The 16,201-nt window shown below is 60.9% G+C and carries 14 protein-coding genes; all 14 read left to right on the top strand.

Annotation, left to right across the window (positions count from 1 at the left end):
• On the top strand, window positions 1-1,160 hold a 1,160-nt coding region (locus tag R8G34_23550), incomplete at its 5' end, for a DUF3363 domain-containing protein (protein MDW3225829.1).
• A 17-nt stretch (window positions 1,161-1,177) separates the two neighbouring features.
• Window positions 1,178-3,172 (top strand): conjugal transfer protein TraG, encoded by a 1,995-nt coding sequence (locus R8G34_23545; GenBank protein ID MDW3225828.1) that lies wholly within the window; start codon window positions 1,178-1,180, stop codon window positions 3,170-3,172.
• A 9-nt stretch (window positions 3,173-3,181) separates the two neighbouring features.
• Entirely contained in the window at window positions 3,182-3,610 is a 429-nt protein-coding gene (locus R8G34_23540) for a ribbon-helix-helix protein, CopG family (protein ID MDW3225827.1), read from the top strand.
• On the top strand, window positions 3,594-3,785 hold the full coding sequence (locus tag R8G34_23535) for a hypothetical protein (GenBank protein ID MDW3225826.1): 192 nt from the start codon (window positions 3,594-3,596) through the stop codon (window positions 3,783-3,785). Before R8G34_23540 ends, R8G34_23535 begins: the two co-directional genes overlap by 17 nt.
• A gap of 188 nt (window positions 3,786-3,973) precedes the next feature.
• Window positions 3,974-6,436 carry a DEAD/DEAH box helicase family protein gene (locus R8G34_23530; protein MDW3225825.1) on the top strand — a complete coding sequence of 821 codons (2,463 nt, stop codon included), beginning with the start codon at window positions 3,974-3,976 and terminating at the stop codon, window positions 6,434-6,436.
• A gap of 3 nt (window positions 6,437-6,439) precedes the next feature.
• Window positions 6,440-7,888, top strand: a complete 1,449-nt coding sequence (locus R8G34_23525; GenBank protein MDW3225824.1) for a class I SAM-dependent DNA methyltransferase — start codon at window positions 6,440-6,442, stop codon at window positions 7,886-7,888.
• On the top strand, window positions 7,885-9,576 hold the full coding sequence (locus R8G34_23520; protein MDW3225823.1) for a restriction endonuclease subunit S: 1,692 nt from the start codon (window positions 7,885-7,887) through the stop codon (window positions 9,574-9,576). Before R8G34_23525 ends, R8G34_23520 begins: the two co-directional genes overlap by 4 nt.
• On the top strand, window positions 9,573-10,865 hold the full coding sequence (locus R8G34_23515; GenBank protein MDW3225822.1) for an MBL fold metallo-hydrolase: 1,293 nt from the start codon (window positions 9,573-9,575) through the stop codon (window positions 10,863-10,865). The genes R8G34_23520 and R8G34_23515 overlap by 4 nt, the downstream gene beginning before the upstream one ends.
• Before the next feature lie 234 nt (window positions 10,866-11,099).
• Window positions 11,100-12,068: a P-type conjugative transfer ATPase TrbB gene (gene trbB / locus R8G34_23510; GenBank protein ID MDW3225821.1), complete on the top strand. Its 969-nt coding sequence runs from the start codon at window positions 11,100-11,102 to the stop codon at window positions 12,066-12,068.
• Window positions 12,069-12,079: 11 nt separating this feature from the next.
• Complete coding sequence (locus R8G34_23505) at window positions 12,080-12,406, top strand: TrbC/VirB2 family protein (protein ID MDW3225820.1); 327 nt, start codon at window positions 12,080-12,082, stop codon at window positions 12,404-12,406.
• On the top strand, window positions 12,406-12,675 hold the full coding sequence (locus R8G34_23500; GenBank protein ID MDW3225819.1) for a VirB3 family type IV secretion system protein: 270 nt from the start codon (window positions 12,406-12,408) through the stop codon (window positions 12,673-12,675). The genes R8G34_23505 and R8G34_23500 overlap by 1 nt, the downstream gene beginning before the upstream one ends.
• A gap of 4 nt (window positions 12,676-12,679) precedes the next feature.
• Window positions 12,680-15,160, top strand: coding sequence for a conjugal transfer protein TrbE (trbE, locus tag R8G34_23495; GenBank protein MDW3225818.1), 2,481 nt, complete (start codon window positions 12,680-12,682; stop codon window positions 15,158-15,160).
• Window positions 15,144-15,926 (top strand): P-type conjugative transfer protein TrbJ, encoded by a 783-nt coding sequence (gene trbJ, locus R8G34_23490; protein ID MDW3225817.1) that lies wholly within the window; start codon window positions 15,144-15,146, stop codon window positions 15,924-15,926. The genes trbE and trbJ overlap by 17 nt, the downstream gene beginning before the upstream one ends.
• 4 nt (window positions 15,927-15,930) lie before the next feature.
• On the top strand, window positions 15,931-16,200 hold the full coding sequence (trbK-alt, locus tag R8G34_23485) for a putative entry exclusion protein TrbK-alt (GenBank protein ID MDW3225816.1): 270 nt from the start codon (window positions 15,931-15,933) through the stop codon (window positions 16,198-16,200).
• The last annotated feature ends 1 nt before the right edge of the window (window position 16,201 follow it).

Here is a 16,201-nt window from a genome sequence, read left to right as displayed (position 1 = left end):
ATGGCCGCGACCTGGTGATCTCGCGCGACTACATCAGCCGGGGGTTTCGGGCGCGCGCGGAAGACCTCGTGCAGCTGGAACTCGGCCCCCGCAGCGAGCGGGAGATTTCGGACGCACTGGAAACGCAGGTCACGGCGGAACGCTGGACCGATCTGGATCGCGGCCTGCGTTCACTGGCGGATGATCATGCCGGCATTGCCGACCTGCGGCGCGGCACGCCGGAACCCCACGATCCGGAGCTGCGCCGCTTGATGATCGGGCGCGCCCAGACACTGGAGAGGCTCGCGCTGGCCGAACAAATCGCCCCTGCCGTCTGGGATTTGAAACCGAATGCCGAAGACACTCTGCGCGAGCTTGGGGTGCGCGGCGATATCATCAAACGGATGCACCGCGCCATGGGCGCCGACCGCAACCGCGCGGCGGGTGATTTCGCCATCGAAGGCACGCCCACCGCGCCGATCCTCGGGCGGCTCGTGAAACGCGGCTTTCATGATGACCACGCCGGTAGCGGCTACGCGATCATCGACGGTGTTGACGGTCGCGTGCATCACCTGCGTTTCCGGGATCTGGATGCCACCGGCGACACGCCGCAAGGTGGTATCGTCGAAACCCGGCTCTGGACAGGGAAGACGGACGGGACACCGCAACTGTCTCTTGTCGGTCGTTCCGATCTGTCGCTGGCCGCCCAGATCGAGGCCGAGGGCGCCACCTGGCTCGACCGCCTGCATCTTGCCCGGGACCGCGCACCGCTGAGCGGCACCGGATTTGGCGCAGAGGTTCGCCACGCGTTGGAGCGCCGCTCGGATCACCTTGTCGCCGAAGGCCTCGCCCGACGGCAGGGTCAGCAGGTCACCTTTGCCCGCGATCTGCTGGCCACCCTGCGCAACCGCGAACTGGACGCCATTGCTCAAGACCTGAGCGCCCAAACCGGCCTCCCCCGTTACAAGCCGACCGAGGGCGAACCCGTCGCAGGGACGTTTCGCCAACGCCTCGATCTCGCCTCGGGTCGCTTCGCCATGATCGACGATGGCCTCGGATTCTCGCTGGTCCCCTGGGCCCCGCAACTCGAACGCCATCTCGGCCAAACCGTCACGGGCACGATGACGCCTGGCGGCGGGATCGATTGGAGCCTCGGGCGCAAGCGCGGGCTGAGCCTTTGAGCATAAAGGACATCACCATGAGCCGTCAGGACACATCATCGGCCACCAAGATCCTCTGGGGCCAGATCCTCATCGTCAGCATCGTGGCGCTGCTCTTCGTCTGGGCAGCGACGCAATGGGTCGCGTTTCGTCTGGGGTTCCAACCCCAACTTGGCGCGCCTCTCACCGCCCACTTCGGCCTGCCGATCTATCGCCCGTGGCAGGTCTTCACCTGGTGGTACTGGTATGATGCCTACGCGCCGCGCGTCTTCATGGAAGGCGCCGCAATCGCCGGCGCAGGCGGGATCGCCGCAATTGCCGTCGCAATCTTGCTGTCGGTCCTGCGGGCGCGAGAGGCGAGCGACGTGACGACCTATGGCTCGGCCAAATGGGCAGGCCTCAAGGATATCACCGCCGCCGGGCTGTTCGCGGAAGACGGGGTCGTGCTGGGCCGTCTCGACAAGCGCTACCTCCGGCATGACGGACCAGAACATGTGCTGTGCTTCGCGCCCACACGCTCCGGCAAGGGCGTCGGACTAGTCATCCCAAGCCTGCTGACCTGGCCCGGCTCCGCGATTGTCCACGACATCAAGGGCGAAAACTGGCAGCTGACGTCCGGATGGCGGGCGCGGTTCGGGCGTGTCCTGCTCTTCGATCCGACCAATGCGGCCAGCGCCGCCTACAATCCGCTGCTCGAAGTCCGCCGCGGCGAGCGCGAGGTGCGGGACGTGCAAAACATCGCGGATATCCTCGTCGATCCCGAAGGCCAGCTCGAGCGGCGGAACCATTGGGAGAAGACCAGCCATTCCCTTCTGGTCGGCGCGATCCTGCATGTTCTCTATGCCGAGAAGGACAAGACACTGGCAAGCGTCGCCGCCTTCCTGTCTGATCCGCGACGTCCCATCGCCGCCACGCTGACTGCGATGATGCGCACGCCCCATCTCGGTGATCGCCCGCATCCCGTTGTTGCCCAGGCCGCCCGCGAGCTGCTGAACAAATCCGAGAACGAACGCTCCGGCGTCCTGTCCACGGCCATGTCCTTCCTCAGCCTCTACCGCGATCCCGTGATCGCCTCCGTGACCCGGCGCTGCGACTGGCGGATCGACGATCTAGTCTCAGATGCGCGGCCGCTCACCCTTTACCTCGTGGTGCCGCCGTCGGACATTTCTCGCACGAAACCGCTGGTCCGGCTGATCCTGAACCAGATCGGTCGTCGCCTGACCGAAGAGCTGCACAACACCAACCGCAAGCACCGCCTTCTGTTGATGCTCGACGAATTCCCAGCCCTCGGCCGTCTCGACTTCTTTGAAAGCCAACTGGCCTTCATGGCGGGCTACGGTCTCAAGGCCTTCCTGATCGCCCAATCGCTGAACCAGATCGAAAAGGCCTATGGCCAGAACAACGCCATCCTCGACAACTGCCATGTCCGCGTCGCCTTCGCGACCAATGACGAGCGCACGGCGAAGCGTCTGTCCGACGCCCTCGGCACCACGACCGAGCTGCGCGCGATGAAGAACTATGCCGGGCACCGCCTGTCGCCCTGGCTCGGGCATCTGATGGTCTCGCGCCAGGAAACCGCCCGCGCCTTGCTTACGCCCGGTGAGATCATGCAGCTGCCGCCCGACGACGAAATCATCCTCGTGTCGGGCGCAGCCCCGATCCGGGCACAAAAAGTGCGATACTTCCGTGATGCGCAACTGACGGCGAGAATCCAAAAGCCGCCTATCGTCGAAGCATCTGCATCCGTCAGCCCTGCGGGATCCGACGATTGGAGCTGTCTTCAGCCGATAGCGCCGCCTCGGGAAGCTGCCACGAACAAGCCCGCTGACGATGCGAATGGCGGCATCCGACGAGAGCCTGAGGTTCCTAAGCATGAAGATGTGGCGCCTGAGTTGCCGTTCCCGCGCGAGGAATTCGCAGCCCTCGAAGACGAACCCGACGACGAGGCCCAACGCGCCCGCGCCATGCAAACCCGCTTCCGCAACGTCGCGCGTCAAGCGGCCCTCGATCCCGACGACGGCATTGAACTGTGAGGTGGCAGGATGAAGAAAGCCAAGATCACCGCTTATGTCGACGCAGCTCTCTTCGATGAAATCGACGCGCTGGCTGCGCGGCGGCGCGTCCCCAAGACCCAAGTCATCGAGACGGCCTTAGCGTCGTTCCTGTCACCCGACAGTGCCGAGCAGAGCGAAGCCGCGATCGTCCGCAGGCTGGACCGCCTGACAAGGTCGCTAGAGCGGCTGGAACGAGACCAAGAGATCACGACCGAGGCGCTAGCGCTGTTCGTTCGCTTCTGGCTGACGACAACGCCGCCGCTGCCAGATGACACCTACGCGGCTGCCAAAACGAAGGGGAAAGAGCGGTATGGAGGCTTCGTCGAGACGCTGGCGCGGCGGCTGGCGAAGGGTGCTACATTGTCGAAAGAACTGTCACGCGACCTGCCTGGCTCGGCGAATGAACATCCATCCTGATTTGACTTTTTCAGGAGCGCTATCGGTAGCCGAACTGCTAAAGCATACCCGGGTCGAGATCACTCAACGCAATGCCGATCAAATCGATTTCCCGCTGCGAACCGGGGTGAAGGTTCTGGGCAAGATACTGAAGCCGCGCTTGAAAGTTGTGGGTGGTCGTCCGGATGCAGGCTGACTATCCAACATCGACTTCGGACATTTGATCCCATCAACCTGAGGTTTCATCCCGATTTACGCCAGTGCGGCGTTGATCGCGGCCGTTAACCGTTGCCGAGTGTCTGAGTTCCCGTCTAAAGTCTACAAACTAATGATTTATTCGATTTGCTGCTCTTGTGGCGTTTCGCGCAGTCGGGAAACATCTCAATGGACAAACGATCACTGAGTGAGCGTGATATTTGTACGAAGTACATAACACCGGCACTTCGCCAGGCGGGTTGGGATGAATTAAACCAAATCCGGGAAGAGGTCAGCTTTACCAAGGGTCGAATAATTGTCCGAGGAAAGTTGGTGAGCCGCGGCAAGGGAAAACGGGCAGATTACATCCTTTCCGTTAAACCGAATATTCCGATCGCGATAATTGAAGCGAAAGAAAATACCCAAGCTATTGGCGCTGGACTGCAACAGGGTTTGGAATACGCAGAAACGCTGGGGATTCCGTTTGTGTTTTCTTCGAATGGCGACGGCTTTATCCTTCATGACCGAACTGGCATGAGCCCCACTCCTGAGGTCACGCTATCGCTGGACCAGTTTCCATCGCCTGCGGAGCTCTGGGCACGATATTGCCAGTGGAAGGGCTTGTCTGACGATGCTTCTACCGTAGCCCTGCAGGATTATTTTGATGACGGCAGCGGCAAGACTCCGCGCTATTATCAAGTAAACGCTGTGAACTCTGCTATTGAGGCGATCGCAAAGGGTCAGGATCGCGTTCTGTTGGTAATGGCCACCGGCACCGGCAAGACATACACGGCCTTTCAGATCATCTGGCGGCTTTGGAAGGCGGGCCAGAAGAAGCGCATCCTGTTTTTGGCTGATCGCAACGTACTGATCGACCAAACGATGGTGAATGATTTCCGACCTTTCGCGGGCACTATGGCCAAACTGTCGACGCAGGCCAAAACCATTGAACGCACCGATGGTACGTCAACTGATTTGACGCTGGCTTTGGATAAGCGTCGCCGGATTGACACCTCCTACGAAATATATCTCGGCCTATACCAGGCGATTACGGGTCCGGATGAAAGCCAAAAGCTCTATAAAGAGTTTTCGCGAGATTTCTTCGATCTGATCGTTATTGACGAGTGCCACCGGGGCAGTGCCGCTGACGATTCCGCCTGGCGGGAAATCCTCGACCATTTCACTTCAGCGACCCAGATCGGTTTGACCGCCACGCCCAAAGAGACCGAGTATGCGTCGAACATCGATTACTTCGGTACGCCAGTTTACAGCTATTCGTTGAAGCAAGGCATTCGTGACGGGTTTCTGGCGCCCTACAAGGTGATCAAGGTTCACATTGACCGCGATATTCAGGGCTATCGTCCAGTACAGGGGCAACTCGACCGCGACGGCGAAGAGGTCGAGGACCGCATCTACAACATCAAGGATTTCGACCGCACACTGGTTTTGGACGATCGCACCAAGCTGGTCGCGCAGAAGGTTTCGGAGTTTCTAAAGCAGAACGGCGATCGGATGGCCAAGACGATTGTCTTTTGTGTGGATCAGGAACACGCGGCGCGGATGCGGCAGGCGCTCATCAATGAAAACGCCGATCTGGTGGCACAAAACCATCGCTACGTCATGCGTATCACCGGCAATGACAAAGAAGGCCTTGACCAACTTGGTAACTTTATCGACCCGGAAGCGCCCTATCCGGTGATCGTGACAACTTCACGGCTTCTCTCGACCGGTGTCGATGCACAAACCTGTCGTCTGATCGTCCTCGATCGTGAAGTTGGGTCAATGACCGAGTTCAAGCAGATCGTTGGTCGCGGCACCCGTGTACATGAGGATACCCAAAAGCTGTTCTTCACAGTCATGGATTTCCGAGGCTCAACGAGCCATTTCGCTGACCCGGAATTCGATGGGGAACCGGTTCAAATTTACCAACCCGGCCCTGAAGACCCGATAACACCTCCAGATGATGCCCCGCAGACGGATGATGAAGGCGCTCCCTTGTCGCCGGAACCGGGCGATGATGAAACCGTTCTGATTGATCCAGTCGATCCACTTGACCCTCTTGGTGGCAACACAGGCGGTGGGCCGATCCGCAAGGTTTACGTCGATGGGGTCGGCGCGGTCATCGTGGCTGAACGCGTTGAATACCTCGATGAGAACGGCAAGCTGGTCACAGAGTCTTTGCGCGATTACACCCGCAAGGCCCTGAAACGGCAGTACGCCAGCCTTGATGATTTTCTCAAGCGCTGGAAGGGTGAAGGCCGCAAGCAGGCAGTATTTGAAGAACTTGCAGCCGAAGGCCTGCCGCTCGATGTCATCGCGGCGGAACTTGGCAAGGATCTCGACCCATTCGACCTGATCTGCCACATCGCTTTTGATGCCAAACCTCTCACCCGGCGTGAGCGGGCAGAAAGCGTGAAAAAACGCGATGTATTCACCAAATACGGCCCCCAGGCAAAGGCCGTTCTTGAAGCCCTGCTGGAAAAATATGCCGATGAGGGCGTCATGAACCTCGACGATCTGGGCGTCCTGAAGATCGCGCCGTTCAGTGGAATGGGAAGTGTGGTTGAACTCGTCCGCGCTTTCGGTGGAAAACCCGGGTTCGAAAAGGCCGTCCACGACCTGCAATCTGCTATTTACGAAGAAAGCGCATAACCAATGTCCGTCCGTACCCTCGTCAAATCCATCCAAGACATTATGCGCAAAGACACCGGTGTGGATGGCGATGCTCAGCGCATCAGCCAGCTGTGCTGGATGTTCTTCCTCAAGATCATCGACGATCAGGATCAGGAACTCGAACTCACCAAGGACGACTACACCTCGCCCATTCCAGAAGCTCTGCAATGGCGCGCTTGGGCGGCAGACCCGGAGGGGATCACCGGCGACACGCTGCTGGATTTCGTGAACAACACCCTGTTCCCCGAACTCAAGGCCCTGCCCACCAACGCAGGCCCTCGCGCCAGAGTCGTCCGCGATGTGTTCGAGGATGCCTACAACTACATGAAATCCGGCCAGCTGATGCGGCAGATGATCAACAAGATCAACGAGGTCGACTTCAATAACCTGACCGAGCGCCAGCACTTCGGCGACATCTACGAGCAAATCCTGAACGACCTGCAAAACGCGGGCAACGCGGGCGAATACTACACCCCGCGTGCCGTTACTGCCTTCATGGTGCAGCAGATCGACCCGCATCCCGGCGAAATCATGTTCGACCCCGCCTGCGGCACCGGCGGCTTTCTGACCTGCGCCATGCGCCACATGCGCGACAACTACATCAAACGCCCCGAGCATGAGGCACAAATGCAGGGCGCCCTACGCGCCGTGGAAAAGAAACCACTGCCCCACATGCTTTGCGTCACCAACATGCTGCTGAACGGGGTCGAGGAACCCGACTTCGTGCGCCACGACAACACGCTGGCCCGTCCGCTGGTCAGCTGGACCCGCGACGAGCGTGTTGACATCGTCCTGACCAACCCACCCTTTGGCGGCAAGGAAGAGGACGGGATCGAATCCAACTTCCCGACCTTCCGCACCCGCGAAACCGCCGATCTGTTCCTTGCGCTGATCATCCGCCTGCTCAAACCAGGTGGCCGAGCCGCCGTGGTGCTGCCCGACGGCTCACTGTTCGGCGAGGGGATCAAGACCCGGCTCAAGGAACACCTGATGGAGGAATGCAACCTGCACACCATCGTGCGGCTGCCCAACTCAGTCTTCAAACCCTATGCCTCCATCGGCACCAACCTTCTGTTCTTTGAAAAGGGCACGCCGACGGAGGACATCTGGTATTGGGAACACAAGGTGCCAGAGACGCAGAAGGCCTATTCCATGACCAAGCCGATCCGGCTGGAACATCTGAATGACTGCGCCGCATGGTGGGGCGGAGCCGCGCGTGAAGGGCGGGTGGAAGGCCCGCAGGCGTGGAAGGTCACGGCCGAAGAGATCAAGGCGCGTGGCTATAACCTTGACGTCAAGAACCCCCATACGGTGGAAGAGGATCACGGTGACCCCGAAACCCTACTGGCCGATCTGACAGCGGCAGAGGCCGAGACAGCCGCCCTGCGCGATCAGTTGAAAACCATCCTGACCGAAGCGCTGGCGCGATGAAGGACGCCACATTTTCCTCCACCCGCTTGCTGGAGTTTTATGAGCGTATCTCTGACGCCGAAGACGCCATCCCACGCTTGCGCCGTTTGGTTCTGGACCTCGCTGTGCGGGGTAAGCTCGTGGAGCAGGATGCCCACGACAAACCTGAAGATTTTACCCCATCAGATAAAAGCGGAAAGACGCTGGGATCACGAGCTTCTAGCAAGAAAGTGCCACCATCAGTGGAGCCCTATTCGCTACCAAAAATGTGGAAGTGGGTCGAGATTGGCGACCAGTTGGATCTGCTGAATGGAATGGCTTTCAAGCCATCGGATTGGGCTTCCGACGGTCTTCGGATCGTGCGAATTCAGAATCTAAATCGCCAAGATGCACCCTTTAACTATTGCGAACCAAATTTTGCGCGTGAGCGCTCCCTTATCGACGATGGTTCATTTCTCATCAGTTGGTCAGGCACGCCTGGCACATCATTTGGTGCGTTCATTTGGGATCGTGGACCTGCAGTTCTTAATCAGCACATCTTTCGGTGCGATTTCAAGACTGAGGCATTCACCCCAAAATATCTACGACTGGCGATCAATGGGCGCCTCGATGAGATGATAGAAAAAGCGCACGGTGGGGTCGGTCTACAGCACATTACAAAGGGTAAATTGGAAGCCATGCTGATTGGCCTCCCACCCCTCGCCGAGCAGCACCGGATCGTGGCCAAGGTCGATGAACTCATGGCGCTGTGTGATCAGTTGGAACAGGCCCGCGCGGAGCGCGAGGCGGTGCGCGATCGGTTGACCACCGCCAGCCTCGCCCGCCTGACCGCCCCCGACACTACGGCGGACGATTTCCCCACCCACGCCGCTTTCGCCCTCGAGGCTCTGCCCACCTTCACCACGCGCCCCGACCAAATCAAGACTCTCCGGCAAACAATTTTGAACCTCGCCGTCCGCGGCAAACTGGTGAAACAGGACCCTGCTAACGGAAGCGGTGCCGAATTGATGGCTAACATTGCCTCCAGCATCGACCCTCGGAAGTTCACCCGAGTAGATCACAACCTGATCGACTTCGCCGTTCCTGAGGGCTGGGACCTCCAATGCTTGGATGCGATTACGCAGTATGGGCCAAAGAACGGCTTATCACCGACGAAAACGGAAAATCCAACTGCCCCGAAAGCCATTACGCTCACGGCGACAACCAGTGGTCAATTTGATGGACGACACTTCAAACACGTGGACGTTTCCTTAGAAGCGGCTGAACCATTCTGGCTACAATCCAATGATTTGTTGTTCCAGCGAGGAAACACCCCTGAATATGTCGGTATGGCTGCGATATACGATGGCCCAGAAAGAGAGTTTCTCTACCCTGACCTAATCATGCGCGTACGCATTTCCTCGGAGATGGATCTTCGTTTCGTCCACCTGTGGTGCATATCACCCGTTGCCCGCAATTATTTGATGGCCAACGCAACCGGCGCGCAGAAGACTATGCCAAAGATCAACCAAGGCGTCCTAAAAGCGCTTCCTATCATGGTCCCACCCCTCGCCGAACAACACCGCATTGTGGCAAAGGTCGATGCCCTGATGACCCTCTGCGATCAGCTGGAGGCCAGCCTCACCACCACCGCCACCACCCGCAGCAAACTCCTGAACGCCCTCCTGCACGAGGCGCTCGAGCCTGCCGAAGAAACAGCCGACGCATGACCAAAATTCGCGCGGTCCATCGGTTCTTTCCAGTCGGTCAAGGACTGTTCGCTACGGGTTCGGTAGAGTTTTGGCCTCCCGCACGACGACCGCGCCGAATTATAGATACTGGCGGACCGCCCAAACCGCCTCCAGTCGGACCTTATCGCTGGGTCTATGACTGTGGTTCCAGTTCGGGAAAGCGACTGGTCACCAACGCGATCGACGATCTGAAACGCTATTGCCAAGGTGAGAAAATCGACCTTCTCACCCTATCGCATTTCCATAATGACCACATTAGCGGTGTGGTCGAACTGCTGAATGAGATCGGTGCCAAGACCGTAATGCTGCCGTGGGCACCCTTGTGGCACCGCCTGCTGATCGGCTTTGAACAAGGGCTGAGGGCAGAAGACCCCGAGATGTTGTTCTACGTCGACCCAGTGCAATATCTCACCCAAGAAGCTGGTGACGGGTTTGAACAGGTCCTGTTCGTTATGCCCTCTGACGATGATGGACCGCCATTCTCGACCGAACCGACCGCAGCCCCCGAACCGCCCGAAGACTTAGATGACCCCGACAAGCCGTCCGGGCCCGGCGAACCCGTTTCGTACGGAGATTTGGAAGGGGCATACGGTCACTTGGACCATCGCATTCGGATGCTTCGATCTGGCAAAGCAATTGTCATCCATGGGGTTTGGGAATTTCTGCCCTACAATGATCCCGCTACAAAACCTGATGACCCATTCGGGTTTGCGTCAAAAGTGGAGTCGCATCGAGGATCGCTGCTGAACGGCAACGAAGACGAACTGCAAAGCGCTCTTGATGACCTGCGGACGCTCTATGGAACGACTTTCGGTCGTGGGGCGGCCATGAACAATGTCAGTCTAATGCTTTATGGCGGTGGAGTTGGCCCTTGGACGGGGCAGAGGATCTGCAATTGCGAATGCTTGTATCACCGACTTTTCGGCGCTTGCGGCTGTTGGAAGGAACATGAAACGAGAGGTGCAATCCTGTTAACCGGCGATGGCAACCTGAAAAGTGCCGCGAAGTGGGACAGTTTGGAGAGTTATCTCGATGCGCGCCGGGCAAGACGAACGAGCGTGTTTCAAGTCGCACATCATGGCGCCCGAGCAAATTGGCATGACGGGCTTGCCGCGCTGATTGCCCCCACAACAAGCGTCTTTAGCTCTGATCCGCGCCATAGCTACGGCCACCCGCATGCTGAGGTGTTGCGCGATTTCTGGCCGTTCCGCCCCATGCAAGTGGATCAGCATTCGGGTTTCCGGATGCATGTGGTGTTGGAGCGTTGAAATGAGAGATGCATTGAGCAGGGAGTGTCCTAAACTCTGTGTATCTGGGCTGGCCGATGCGGCTTTCAGATAACGTCAGACGGTGAAGCGATCGTCGACCTTTATTGCGAATTGGCTGCGTTTCGTCTTTTCCCTGCCTTTACGCGCCACACCCCTACTACGCCTTCACAGCTGTTGCCCGTAGGCCAATAGCGGTCTTCTTAATCGGTCTCGTGATCCATCGCGAGGCCAATCATGACCGTTACACACTTCAAAACCGAGACCCCATCTCGCAGCGCACGCATGTTGCGCACGGCACTCGGGCCGGGCATCGCCGCCTGGCTCGAGGATGCGGGCGTCGTCGAGGTGATGCTGAACCCTGACGGGCGGCTCTGGATCGACCAGTTGGTTGATGGGTTGGCTGATAGTGGCGCAGTTCTCTCCCCTGCCGATGGCGAACGCATCATCCGACTTGTCGCCCATCATGTCGGGGCTGAGGTCCATCCCGCGGCCCCGCGTGTTTCGGCTGAAATGCCAGACACGGGCGAACGCTTCGAGGGTTTGCTGCCCCCAGTGGTTTCCGCACCGACCTTCGCCATTCGCAAGCCCGCCGTCGCGGTGTTCACCCTCGAGGACTATGTCTCCGGCGGTATTCTCTCCGCAGACGCCGCCAACCAATTGCGCGTCGGTGTCACGAGCCGAGCCAACATCCTCATCGCGGGTGGGACCTCGACCGGCAAGACAACGCTGACCAACGCGCTTTTGGCGGAGGTCGCCAAGACCTCAGACCGCGTTGTCCTGATCGAGGACACGCGCGAACTGCAATGCTTGACCCCCAACCTCGTGGCTCTCCGCACCAAGGACGGGGTTGCGACCTTGTCCGATCTCGTGCGCGCGTCGCTGCGGCTGCGGCCTGATCGCATCCCCATCGGTGAGGTGCGCGGCCCCGAAGCGCTGGACCTGCTGAAAGCCTGGGGCACCGGCCATCCGGGCGGGATCGGCACGATCCACGCCGGGTCCGCCATCGGCGCGCTGCGGCGGCTCGAACAGCTGATCCAGGAAACGGTTGTCACCGTCCCGCGCGCGCTGATCGCAGAAACCATCGACCTGATTGCCGTTCTGTCCGGACGGGGCGCCGAGCGTCGCCTCTCCGAGTTGGCGCGTGTCACCGGCCTGACAGCTTCGGGCGATTACGACCTCACCCCCCTTTTCACACAAAAGTAAGGAAACCATCCATGACCCTTCTGCCATCATTTCGCACAGCCCTTGGCGCAACCGCGCTCGGCCTGATCGCTTTTGCCCTGCCCGAACCGGCGCTCGCCGCCGGGTCCGGCATGCCGTGGGAAGCCCCCTTGCAAACCATTCTCGAGTCGATCGAAGGCCCGGTCGCCAAGATCGTCGCGGTGATCATCATCATCGTCACGGGGCTGACACTGGCCTTCGGCGACAGTTCGGGCGGTTTCCGGCGGCTGGTGCAAATTGTCTTCGGGCTGTCCATCGCCTTCGCGGCCTCGAGTTTCTTTCTGTCCTTCTTCTCCTTCGGCGGCGGGGCGCTGATCTGATGGAGAACCCCACCGACATTCCCGGCTATTTCGCGCCGGTGCACCGCGCCCTTATCGATCCGATTTTGCTGGCCGGTGCGCCACGCACCATCGCCATTGCCAATGGCACCCTAGCGGCCGCCATCGGGCTCGGCTTGCGGCTCTGGCTCGTAGGCCTCGCAACTTGGTTGGTGGGCCACCTCCTCGCAGTGTGGGCCGCGAAGCGGGACGCACAGATCGCCGAAGTGGCGCGGCGGCATCTCCGTTACCCGTCTTGGTTCGGGGTCTGAGCCAGTGATGCGTCTCGCCGAATACCGCTCCAAATCCGCCCTACTGGCCGATTTTCTGCCCTGGGCTGCATTGATCGCGCCAGGCGTTATCTTGAACAAGGATGGCAGCCTGCAACGCACAGCGCGGTTTCGGGGGCCTGATCTGGATTCCGCCACGCCCGCCGAACTGGTCGCCACCTCGGCACGGCTCAACAGCGCGCTGAGGCGGCTTGGTTCCGGCTGGGCTGTCTTCGTGGAAGCGCAACGGATCCCAGCGCAGGACTACCCCGCCTCCGAGTTTCCCGATCCGGTCTCGGCCCTTCTCGATGCCGAACGGCGCGCGCAGTTCGAGGAGGCGGGGGCGCATTTCGAGAGCGCGTATTTCCTGACGCTGGTCTGGATGCCGCCTGCAGATGATGCGAGCCGCGCTGAAGGCTGGTTGCTGGAAAACGCACCGGATCGCAGCACCAAGCCTCAGGATATGACTAGCGGCTTCGTTGCACGCTCAGACCGGCTGATCGATCTGCTCGACGGGTTCATGCCGGAGATCGCCTGGCTTTCCGATGCCGAGACCCTGACCTACCTGCATTCGACCGTTTCGACCCGGCGCCAGCGCGTCCGCGTCCCAGAGGTGCCGATGTGTCTCGACGCGGTTCTGGCCGATGACCCGTTGGTGGGTGGGCTGACACCCCGGCTCGGGGCCGCGCATCTCAAGACGCTGACCATCATCGGGCTGCCAAGCGCCACCTGGCCCGGACTGCTCGACGAGTTGAACGCGCAAGGTTTCGAGTATCGCTGGTGCACCCGCGCGATCTGCATCGACAAGACGGATGCCGCCCGGGTGTTCACCCGCATTCGCCGGCAATGGTTCGCCAAGCGCAAGTCCGTGGCCGCGATCCTCAAGGAGGTGATGACCAACGAAGCCTCGACCCTGCTCGACAGTGACGCGGCCAACAAGGCGGCGGATGCCGACGAGGCACTGCAAGAACTCGGCGCCGATGTGGCGGGCGCGGCTTACGTCACCGCCACGATTACCGTTTGGGACGAGGACGCAGCAGCCGCCGAGGCCAAGCTCAAGGCCGCCGAGAAGATCGTGCAGGGGCGGGATTTCACCTGCATCCCAGAAACATTGAACGCGCTCGAGGCCTGGCTCGGCTCCCTGCCCGGCCATCTCTACGCCAATGTCCGTCAGCCACCCATCTCGACGTTGAACCTCGCCCATATGATCCCGATCTCGGCAGTCTGGGCGGGGCCGGATCGGAACGACCATCTGGACGGCCCGCCACTGTTCCACGCCGAAACTGACGGCACGACTCCGTTTCGCTTCTCCACACATGTGGGCGATGTCGGCCATAACTTGATCGTCGGCCCGACCGGGGCGGGCAAATCGGTCCTGCTGGCCCTCATGGCGCTGCAGTTCCGGCGCTATGCCAGTGCGCAGGTCTTCGCCTTCGATTTCGGCGGATCGATCCGCTGCGCCACGTACGCCATGGGCGGAGATTGGGAGAACCTCGGCGATGCACTGGCCGACGAGGCACCAGCGGTGCAGCTGCAGCCACTCGCCGGGATCGATGAGACGTCGGAACGCGCCTGGGCGCAGGACTGGCTCACGGGGATCCTCGGGCGCGAAGGCGCGACGATCGACCCTGCTGCGCGGGACCATCTCTGGTCGGCTTTGAGCTCGCTCGCCTCGGCCCCGCGCGAGGAGCGCACACTGACCGGCCTCTCGGTCCTGCTGCAGTCGACCGACCTCAAACGCGCTCTGAAACCCTTCTGCCTCGGCGGGCCTTTCGGACGGCTTATCGATGCTGAGGCCGAAGACCTGGGCAGCGCGGACGTGCTCGCGTTTGAAACGGAGGGGCTGATCGGTTCCCCCGCCGCACCCGCCGTGCTCGCCTATCTCTTCCACCGGATCGAGGCACGCCTCGACGGCCGCCCCACGATGATCCTGATCGACGAGGGCTGGCTTGCGCTCAATGACGCCAATTTCGGCGGGCAGCTGCGCGAATGGCTGAAGACGTTGAGGAAGAAGAACGCTTCGGTGATCTTCGCCACCCAATCGCTGGCCGATATCGACGGGTCCCTCAGCGCGCCCGCGATTGTCGAGAGCTGCCCCACGCGGATCTTCCTTCCCAACGAACGGGCCTTTGAGCCGCAGATCGCCCGGATCTACCAGAACTTCGGGCTGAACGACCGCCAGATCGACATCCTCGCCCGCGCGACGCCGAAGCACGACTACTACTGCCAGTCGCGGCGGGGCAACCGGCTCTTCTCGCTGGGCCTCGGCGAGGTGGCTCTGGCCTTCACCGCCGCCTCCTCCAAGGCCGATCAGGCCGCAATCAGCAATCTTATCGCCACCCATGGCCGGGACGGCTTTGCCGCCGCATGGCTGCGCCATCGCGGTCTTGATTGGGCCATCGACCTGCTCGGGCCCGACATCGCACCTACCGATCCGACACCCCCTCACCCTGACCAGAAGGAGACAGAACATGACCCGCAATCCTGAGCGCCCTGCCCGGCCCCGCAAACTCGCCGCCGTATTGATGGCCAGCGCCCTCGTCCTGACACCGGTCCTGACGACACCTGCCCAGGCCTTCTTCTTCGGGGGCGGCGGGCGGATCGTCTACGACCCCCGGAACCATGCCGAAAACATCCTCTCCGCCGCACGGGCGCTGGAACAGATCAACAACCAGATCGCCCAGATCCAGAACCAGGCGCAGATGTTGATGAACGATGCGCTGAACCTCGCGAACCTACCGCATTCCTCTCTGGCGCAGCTGCAGGACGCCATCGGCGAAACCCAGCGCCTCTTGGCCGATGCCCAAAGCCTCGCCTTCGACGTGGCCACTATCGAACAGGCCTTCACGCAGGACTACGGTGCTGCCGCAGCGCAGGGCGATTTCGACGCGATGATCGCCGGTGCGCGCGAGCGGTGGGAAACCTCCGTCGCGGGCTTCGAGGACAGCTTGCGCGTGCAGGCCGGGGTCGTGGGCAATATCGACGGAGCCCGCAGCCAGATGGACGCGCTCATCCGCGAAAGCCAAGGAGCCGTTGGGGCCCTGCAGGTCGCGCAGGCTGGCAACCAGCTGCTCGCATTGCAATCGACACAGATCGCCGATCTGACCGCCGCCATCGCCGCGCAGAACCGGGCCGAAGCGCTTGAAGCCGCCCGGATCGCCTCGGCCGAGGCGCAGGGCCGCGAGAACCTCACGCGGTTCCTCGATTACGGCGGCGGCTACTCCCCTGGCACCGTCCGCTTTTTCGGGGAGTAAGCGCATGGCCCTCGACACCCCGCGAACTCTGCGCCTTGTCGCCTTCGGTATCGGCGGCCTTGCCGCCCTCGCCGCCGCTACGGAACTCACCCGGACGATCCTGCCCACCGACGCCGGGCATGTGGTCAGGGATGACGCCTTGCGCGGCACCCTCGCGCGTTGCCGTGACCTGACGCCCGAAGACTACGCCACCGACACCGAATGCCGCGCCGCCTGGGAGGCGGCCCGGCAGCGCTTCTTCGATCTGGCTCCAGAGCCGGCCGGGACGGAGTGAG

The organism is Paracoccaceae bacterium (assembly GCA_033344815.1).
Classification (GTDB): domain Bacteria; phylum Pseudomonadota; class Alphaproteobacteria; order Rhodobacterales; family Rhodobacteraceae; genus Roseobacter.
Note: the sequence above shows the minus strand (reverse complement) of the source record. Positions and strands in the feature narration are given on the sequence as shown.